This window comes from Sulfitobacter sp. (assembly GCF_041552635.1).
Lineage (GTDB): Bacteria > Pseudomonadota > Alphaproteobacteria > Rhodobacterales > Rhodobacteraceae > Sulfitobacter.
In genome coordinates, this window is sequence record NZ_JBFEKM010000176.1 from 1 (window position 1) to 7,853 (window position 7,853).

The window sequence follows — 7,853 nt, forward strand, 5'->3', positions numbered from 1 at the left end:
ACTATCTCACCGCTATTCACCTAACAAAGGAAAGCCAGATGTCGCCATTGTGTCCAGCCCATGCCCAGCCGGATCATCCAAAGATCCCGACACCCAAAGTGGGCATTCTGTTGGCCAACCTTGGCACACCAGACAACTATGATTACTGGTCCATGCGCCGTTATCTAGGTGAATTCCTGTCTGACCGCAGGGTCATCGACTACAGCCCATGGCTGTGGCAACCGCTTTTGCAGCTGATCATTTTGACCAAACGCCCCTTCACCAGCGGCGCGGCGTACAAGTCGATCTGGAATGAAGAAGCGGGCGAAAGCCCGTTGATGACCATCACAAAAGCCCAAACCACCAAGATCAAGGCGTCGATGCAGGCGCGGTATGGTGACGCAGTCATGGTCGATTTCTGCATGCGATATGGCAACCCTTCAACCAAATCCAAGGTCGAGGCAATGGTCGCTGCGGGCTGTCAAAAAATCCTCTTTTTCCCGCTGTATCCACATTACGCAGGGGCCACTTCTGCGACTGCGAATGATGCGTTCTTTGCGGCCTTGGGGAAAGAAAAATGGCAACCGGCGGCCCGCACGGTACAGCCCTATTTCGACCGCCCCGATTACATCGACGCGCTGGCCACCTCGATCGAACAGGCCTACGCGAAAATGGAAACCAAGCCTGACAAGCTGCTGTGTTCGTACCATGGCGTGCCACAACGCTATCTGATGGAGGGCGACCCCTATCATTGCCAATGCCAGAAAACGACTCGCCTGCTGAAGGAACGGTTGGGCTGGGACGACACCCAGATTATGACCACCTTCCAGTCGAAATTTGGCCCCGAAGAATGGCTTCAGCCCTATACGGTCGAAGAGGTGGCGCGTCAGGCTGAAGCGGGCAACAAAAAGATCGCCGTGTGCGCCCCTGCTTTTTCAGCGGACTGTATCGAGACGCTGGAAGAGATCAACGAAGAGATCAAGGAAAGCTTTGAACACGCTGGCGGAGAGGGGTTTCACTATATCCCCTGCCTGAATGACGATGACATGCACATCAAAGCACTGTCCAACATCATCGAAGAAAACCTGCAAGGCTGGATCGACTGATCCCAAGACAATGCGGTCGGGTTAGAAACAAGAAAAGCGCCTGTTTTCAGGCGCTTTTTTCGTGGCAATTTCAACTTCGCAGGAAATTTTGCCAAAAAAAAAGACGGTGCAGAACACCGTCTTTTTCTATTGTATGCTTCGACTGGATTAGTCAGCAGCAACAGCAGCGGCAACGATAACCAGCAGCAGCAAAGGAATCAAAATGCCCGAGGAAGAAGAGGTGGACTCTTCAACGATTACGGGTGCTTCGATGATTGGATCTGCCAGCGAGCCAGCAAATGCATTCGATGCAGCAGCTGTCAGAGCAGCGGCGAGAACTAGTTTCTTCATATCATATCTCCAGAATAGGCGTGCCTCACAGTGTGATAGCACGCGCCCAAGACTTACCTCGTGAAACTTTGTAAACAGGATAACCGTAGAATTGCAAACCCAGATTCAGCGGATCAGCCTTAGAAACGCCGCGAAGATGTCAAATAAGCAACACTTGCGTGCCGACCTTGGTAAAGCTGAAAAGTTCAGCGATATGTTCATTATACAGCCCGATGCAGCCGTTCGACGAACGCCGTCCGATCTTGCGTGTGTCGTGGGTTCCGTGGATGCGATAATACGTCCAGCTTAGGTACAAGGCATGCGTGCCCAGCGGGTTGTCGGGGCCCGCCTCAATCACTGCTGGCCACTCGGGATTACGCTCCAGCATGGAGGGAGTCGGCCGCCATGTCGGGCCTACTACCTTCTGGATCACGCTTGTGCGCCCGCGACGGGTGAGTTCGTCGGTCAACGGAACACTGGACGGGTAAAGTTTGTAGATCGACTGGTCTTCGGACCAAAAGTGAACGGCGCGGCTGTCAATATCGACAAGAACGGCCCCATTTCTGGTGTTGTCGAAATACGGCTGCCAATCCAACGTCCGGAAGCTTGATATATTGCGACGGACGGACTCAGTGAGATCCCGTTCAACTTCGGTGGTGTCTGTGCTGTTTACGCTGGTTTGCGCAAGCGCGGGTGACGCCAGCAATGCCGCACTGCCGGCAAGAAATGCCCGGCGCGACGAAAGGTTGAATTTCTTGTCAGACATCCACTGTCTCCTGAGATGGGTAAAAATGCTGTGATTATATCGTTATATATGGCTCGAAAGTCGCAGTATCAAATCAAACCATCGTTAACAGGCACTCTCACGCCGATGTGCGTTTGATCTGCAACGCTGGTCAAGGTAAGGCTGCGCAAACCTAATAGCGTGGAGCTTCGCCATGATCCGTCTTTATTCCATCCTGATCGCACTGACCGTGGCACTGACCGCCTGTACCCCCGCCCCACCGACCTTGGGCCCTGACGGCAAGGCGCTGCCGCGCGCCTATCGCATCAGCCGCGCCGAATCTGGCAAGATCCAATTCCGCATGCTTGATTCCGTCAATGCGCTACGCGGGGCCTCTGGGCTGTCGCAGGTCCAGCTTGATGCAAGCCTGAACGCAGCCGCCGCAACCCATGCCCGCGACATGGCCGTGCAGAACCGCCCGTGGCATTTCGGATCTGACGGATCGTCCCCCGTCGACCGGATTCAGCGCGTTGGCTACACTGGGTCGCTGGTCGGCGAAGTTATCTCGGAAACCTATGAGACCGAACTTGAAACCCTTGCCGCTTGGATGGACCAGCCGGACACACGCCGGATCATCATGGCACCAGAGGCCGTGAACCTTGGGTTCTCGTGGCATCAGGAAAACAACGGAAAAATCTGGTGGACGATGGTGATCGGCGATTGACCTAATTAGGTCACGCCAACCACCCCCGGAAAGCCTACTTTAGGCGTTGATGGCAATCGGTGTGCCGGTGCCAACCATTGCATAGATGTCTTCGATCTCTTGGTTAGAGACTGAAATACATCCCCAGGTCCAATCATTGATGTTCTTTTTATCCGCGGCTTTCTGGCCGTGGATAAAAATATCTCCACCCGGCTGTTTGCCCAATGCCGCAGCGTTCAGGCGGTCGTTGGTGTTTGGGTAGGAAATCCCAAGCGACAGATGGAATTTGCTGTTTGGATTGCGCCTGTCGATCCAATAGCGCCCTTCAGGCGTGCGCCCGTCGCCCTCGTGGGCCTTGTGACCCAGAGGGGCAAAACCCAGCCTGATGTCGTATGCCTCAAGCACCTTGTCCTGATGCATCAGATACATCCGGCGGTCGCCCTTGTTGACGACCACATAGGTGACCTGCGGCCCGCTATAGCGTTTGAATTTACTGTCTCCGCTGCAGGCACCAAGTGCCACCAACGCCGTACCACCCAGAATAAAATTTCTGCGTTTCATCAAAGAATGCCTCGTTTTTGCAGCCGTTCCGGCCCTTATAGGAACCGACTAACATGTAGCAAAAAAACGGGTAGTCAAAAAGACGTTACTGTCAGGATTTTTCCGCAAGCTGTTTTTCAATTGCCTCAAGCTTGCGCAGGACATCATCGCGGTAAGCGTCGGTGCGTTCTGTTTCTTCCTCGTTGTGGGCGTCCTGCATCGAGTTGACAACAAGACCCACCAAAAGGTTCACCACAGCAAAGGTCGTGACCAGAATAAACGGCAAAAAGAACATCCATGCGTAAGGGAACACATCCATCACGGGACGGACGATTCCCATCGACCAGCTTTCCAGCGTCATGATCTGGAACAACGTATAGGCGCTGGACGGCAGCGACCCGAACCACTGTGGAAACATGCCGGAAAACAGCTTGGTCGCGATGACAGCGCCGATATAAAAGATGATCGCCATCAGCAAGAACACCGACCCCATGCCGGGCAATGCGGTGATAAACCCTTCGACCACGCGGCGCAGGCTGGGGGCCACGGAAATAACTCGCAAAATCCGCAAAATCCGCAGGGCCCGCAAAACGGACAGGCCCTGAACCGCGGGAATAAGAGCAATCGAAACAACGAAGAAATCGAACAGATTCCAACCGTTCTTGAAAAAGCCGAACCCACGCCCGGCGATCTTGAGCGCGATTTCAAGAATAAAAATCCCAAGGCAAATGCTATCAAGGAATTCGATCACCGGCCCGAAACGCGCCATCGTTTCGGTCGACGTCTCTAGCCCCAACAAAACGGCATTAAAGATAATCACGCCAATAATGAAATTGCTGACAAGACGGCTTTCGACCCAATTATTCAGACGTTCGCGCATATTTCCGGTGCCTTAATGACGTTTGCGTTTAATTTCTGGCGCGGTGAACTGCGCCGCAAGCTCTACATGCGACGACCAGCGGAACTGATCGACAACCTGTACCCAACTCAGCGTATAGCCTGCCGCGATCATCACAGCGGCATCCCGTGCAAAAGTCACCGGATTGCATGAAACATAGGCGACAACCGGCGGCATGGCCTTGACGATCTCGGCCACCTGCGCTTCGGCACCTGCACGGGGCGGGTCAAGAACAACAGCATCGGTTTTGGCCAATTCATCCGGCAGCAAGGGGCGGCGGTACAGATCGCGCGCCTCGAACGTGACGGGTTTGAGGCCCTTTGCCATGCGCCACCCATGATCCAGCGCCGCCGTCATCCGTGCGTCACCTTCAACGGCATGCACCTCGGCGGTTTCGGCCAACGGCAGGCTGAAAGTACCGCAGCCTGCGAACAGATCAATGACATGTCGCGCAGTACCGACGGCTGCACGCACGGCACTGACCAAAGACGCCTCGCCATGGGGTGTCGCCTGCAAAAACGCGCCGGGTGGGGGCGTAACCTTGGCCGCGCCGAACCGCTGCACAGGCGGGGTGCGCATCGCGATCACCTCGCCCTCCCACGTCAGGCGGGCAAGGCCAAGACTGTCGCACAGATGTGCCAGTTCCTGCCGCAGCGGGCCATCAAGCGGCTTGCCGTTCTGCACCGAAATATCCAAGCCAGCCCGCGAGGTCGTGACCGTGACCGCCAGCGCCGCCTTGCGGCTTGTGCCAATCATCGCCAGCTTTTCCGCAATCGGCAGGGCGGCCATCACATCGGGATCAAGCAGCTTACAATCGGGGATTTCGATCACAACATCAGACCCGCGCCCGTGAAATCCGGCCATAGCGCCTTTTTTCGTGCGCTTCGCAGCAAAGGTCGCCCGACGGCGTGACTGCGCAGGGGATGTCTGAATAGGCTTGAAAACAGTCTCTATCCCGTGCGCGTCCAAAGATGCCTTGACCACGCCCAGCTTGAAATCTGCGACAAACCCGTCTGATGCATGTTGCAACTGGCACCCGCCGCAGGCTTTGAAATGCCTACACGGTGCTGCGACCCGGTTTTCCGAAGGGGTCACAATGCGAATGTCGGTCAGGGTTTGGCCCTCGGGCGTGCCTGTCACGACTTCCCCCGGCAGGGTCATAGGGGCAAAAAGTGGGCCAGCGGCAATGCCGTCGCCCAAATGGCCAAGTCGTTGGATTACATATTCTGTCATTCCATTCGCATAGCCTGAAGGACGCGCCAGCAAAAGCCCCTATTCTGCGGCCTTCATATCCAGAAATCCCCCCGACTGCCGCTGCCAATAGCGCGCATAAAGCCCGTCTTGTGCCAAAAGCGCGTCATGTGTGCCAACCTCGACGATCCGTCCGGCGTCCATGACGGCTATGCGGTCCATCTCGGTCAGCGTTGACAGGCGGTGCGCGATGGCAAGGACTGTCTTACCCTCCATCACACGCGTCAAGGCATTTTGGATCGACGCTTCGACCTCGCTGTCCAGCGCGCTGGTCGCTTCGTCCAGAATCAAAATTGGCGCGTCCTTTAGAATAGCGCGGGCCAAGGCGATGCGCTGGCGTTGCCCGCCCGACAGTTTCACACCGCGTTCGCCCAAATGCGCGTCATAGCCTTTGCGCCCGGTGTGATCTTGCATATCCTTGATAAATTCATGCGCTTCGGCCTTGGTCGCGGCGGCGATGACTTCGTCCTGTGTCGCGTCGGGTTTGCCATAGCGGATGTTGTCGAATGCAGACCGGTTGAACATCGCTGTTTCCTGCGTGACCATGCCGATCTGGCGGCGCAAGCTTTCTTGGGTGATGCCCGCAATATCCTGACCATCAATCAAAATACGCCCTTCTTCCAAGGTATAGAGCCTGAGCAACAGTGAAACGAGGCTGGATTTGCCCGCACCAGAGGCACCAACGATGCCCAGCTTTTCCCCCGGTTTGATATTTAGCATCAGATGTTCAACACCGCCGGTATCGCGTCCGTAGGTAAAGCGGATGTCGTCCAGCGTTATCGCACCCTCGGTGATGATCAGATCCTGTGCGCCTGCGACATCGCGCAATTGCTGGCGCGGGGTCAGCGTGCGCATGCCGTCTTCGACTTCGCCCATATTGGCGTACAGCCCCATCAGCGTGAAACTGACCCAACCAGTCATCTGCGCCAGCCGCAAGGACACGGCACCGGTCGCGGCAATATCACCCGCAGTGACAAGCCCGCGCGACCAATACCAAAGCGCACCACCGACCAGAAGCACCGGAAGCAGCCCCGCAATTGTCATCAACCAAAACCGGAACGAGACACTAACCCGCCCAAAATCAAGGCTGGTGTCCAGAAACTTGCGCATCGCCCCAAGGGCAGCGCGGTCTTCGTGATCGGCATGGGCGAACAATTTCACTGTCTTGATGTTGGTGATCGTGTCAACAACCTGCCCCGTCACCATCGCCCGCGCCCCTGCCCGCGCCTGCGAAAATTTACGCACCCGCGGCATATAGTGGCGGATCAGGAACACATACCCGACCATCCAGAATACCAACCCCATCGCAATGCGCCAATCGACGGTGCCCAGCAACATCACCGCGCCGACAAAGGACGCAAGCGCAAAGAGCAGTGTGTGGATCATCTCGATCACGACGTCGGTCAGCGCACGGCTGGTCTGCATTTCTTTCTGGGAAATCCGTCCGGCGAAGTCATTGTCAAAAAACGTGACCGCCTGCCCCAAAGTATAGCGATGTAGGCGCGACAGGGCGATGTTGAACACATTCGGCCCCACCACGATCGACTGCATATAGGAACTGACGCCGAACAGCAGTGGCCGAAAAATAAGAAAGAACGCCATACAGCCCAGCAAAAGTGGCATTTGATCAGAGAAAATCGAACTTGCCTCGCCCGACAGCGCCGCATCAATCACCCAGCCCAGCACAAGGGCGGCAAGGACTTCGACAACACCGGCCAAGATCGACAGAATGGACGCGACCCCAAGTGCTGCACCGCACCCTTTCAATGTCCAACGAAAGAACCGTAGCAGGGTTTGCGGCGGATCACCGTCGGCTGGGGCAAAAGGGTCAATCCAGGGGGTTGGCTTCATGGCGCGTCATCTTCCGTCTTCAGGAACCCACCTGATTGCCGGGCCCAGAAACTTGCATATAGCCCGCCTTTTTCCAAAAGCATCTCGTGTGTGCCCTCTTCGACGATTTGGCCCTGATCCATCACCAGAATCCGGTCCATTTCAGCGATCGTGGACAAGCGGTGCGCGATGGCGATCACCGTCTTGCCCGCCATCATACGATACAGCGTCTCCTGAATGGCGGCTTCGACTTCGCTGTCCAACGCGCTTGTCGCCTCGTCCAGCACCAAGATCGGCGCATTCTTCAGGATCACACGCGCAAGGGCGATGCGCTGGCGTTGGCCGCCAGACAGCTTGACGCCACGTTCGCCAACCTGTGCATCATAGCCCGACCTGCCATCGGGGTCAGCCAGATCCGTGATAAACCCGTGGGCCTGCGCCTGCTTTGCCGCCGCGATCACCTCGGGCTCGGTCGCGTCGGGGCGGCCATACAAGATGTTTTCACGGATGGAC

9 protein-coding genes are annotated in these 7,853 nt (G+C 56.3%); 2 read left to right on the forward strand and 7 right to left on the reverse strand.

Annotated elements, in window-relative coordinates; translation table 11 throughout:
* The first annotated feature begins 38 nt into the window (after positions 1–38).
* Positions 39–1,085, forward strand: coding sequence for a ferrochelatase (gene hemH / locus ABYT07_RS17150; RefSeq protein WP_372993262.1), 1,047 nt, complete (start codon positions 39–41; stop codon positions 1,083–1,085).
* A gap of 147 nt (positions 1,086–1,232) precedes the next feature.
* On the opposite strand, the gene ABYT07_RS17155 is transcribed toward hemH, so the two are convergent.
* Positions 1,233–1,415 (reverse strand): hypothetical protein, encoded by a 183-nt coding sequence (locus ABYT07_RS17155; protein ID WP_008228760.1) that lies wholly within the window; start codon positions 1,413–1,415, stop codon positions 1,233–1,235.
* Positions 1,416–1,554: 139 nt separating this feature from the next.
* Positions 1,555–2,160: a L,D-transpeptidase gene (locus ABYT07_RS17160; protein ID WP_372993255.1), complete on the reverse strand. Its 606-nt coding sequence runs from the start codon at positions 2,158–2,160 to the stop codon at positions 1,555–1,557.
* Positions 2,161–2,332: 172 nt separating this feature from the next.
* On the opposite strand from ABYT07_RS17160, the gene ABYT07_RS17165 reads away from it, so the two are divergent.
* The gene (locus tag ABYT07_RS17165) at positions 2,333–2,842 is read left to right on the forward strand and encodes a CAP domain-containing protein (protein WP_372993256.1); all 510 of its coding nucleotides are present in this window, start codon (positions 2,333–2,335) and stop codon (positions 2,840–2,842) included.
* A 39-nt stretch (positions 2,843–2,881) separates the two neighbouring features.
* Here the strand turns inward: ABYT07_RS17165 and ABYT07_RS17170 are convergent, their stop codons facing one another.
* The 5 genes from ABYT07_RS17170 to ABYT07_RS17190 form a co-directional block, all read right to left on the reverse strand.
* On the reverse strand, positions 2,882–3,382 hold the full coding sequence (locus tag ABYT07_RS17170; protein ID WP_372993257.1) for a murein L,D-transpeptidase family protein: 501 nt from the start codon (positions 3,380–3,382) through the stop codon (positions 2,882–2,884).
* 91 nt (positions 3,383–3,473) lie between these two features.
* Positions 3,474–4,241: an ion transporter gene (locus ABYT07_RS17175; RefSeq protein WP_372993258.1), complete on the reverse strand. Its 768-nt coding sequence runs from the start codon at positions 4,239–4,241 to the stop codon at positions 3,474–3,476.
* A gap of 12 nt (positions 4,242–4,253) precedes the next feature.
* Positions 4,254–5,492, reverse strand: a complete 1,239-nt coding sequence (locus tag ABYT07_RS17180; RefSeq protein WP_372993259.1) for a class I SAM-dependent RNA methyltransferase — start codon at positions 5,490–5,492, stop codon at positions 4,254–4,256.
* A 39-nt stretch (positions 5,493–5,531) separates the two neighbouring features.
* The gene (locus ABYT07_RS17185; RefSeq protein WP_372993260.1) at positions 5,532–7,361 is read right to left on the reverse strand and encodes an ABC transporter ATP-binding protein; all 1,830 of its coding nucleotides are present in this window, start codon (positions 7,359–7,361) and stop codon (positions 5,532–5,534) included.
* The coding region (locus tag ABYT07_RS17190) for an ATP-binding cassette domain-containing protein (protein WP_372993261.1) at positions 7,358–7,853 on the reverse strand (496 nt) is incomplete at its 5' end. The genes ABYT07_RS17190 and ABYT07_RS17185, both read right to left, overlap by 4 nt.

Coding starts and splice junctions, on each gene's coding strand:
- ABYT07_RS17180 (WP_372993259.1), bottom strand. CDS start 5,492: ATGACAGAATATGTAATCCAACGACTTGGCCATTTGGGCGACGGCATT.
- ABYT07_RS17175 (WP_372993258.1), bottom strand. CDS start 4,241: ATGCGCGAACGTCTGAATAATTGGGTCGAAAGCCGTCTTGTCAGCAAT.
- ABYT07_RS17160 (WP_372993255.1), bottom strand. CDS start 2,160: ATGTCTGACAAGAAATTCAACCTTTCGTCGCGCCGGGCATTTCTTGCC.
- ABYT07_RS17155 (WP_008228760.1), bottom strand. CDS start 1,415: ATGAAGAAACTAGTTCTCGCCGCTGCTCTGACAGCTGCTGCATCGAAT.
- ABYT07_RS17165 (WP_372993256.1), top strand. CDS start 2,333: ATGATCCGTCTTTATTCCATCCTGATCGCACTGACCGTGGCACTGACC.
- ABYT07_RS17170 (WP_372993257.1), bottom strand. CDS start 3,382: ATGAAACGCAGAAATTTTATTCTGGGTGGTACGGCGTTGGTGGCACTT.
- ABYT07_RS17185 (WP_372993260.1), bottom strand. CDS start 7,361: ATGAAGCCAACCCCCTGGATTGACCCTTTTGCCCCAGCCGACGGTGAT.
- hemH (WP_372993262.1), top strand. CDS start 39: ATGTCGCCATTGTGTCCAGCCCATGCCCAGCCGGATCATCCAAAGATC.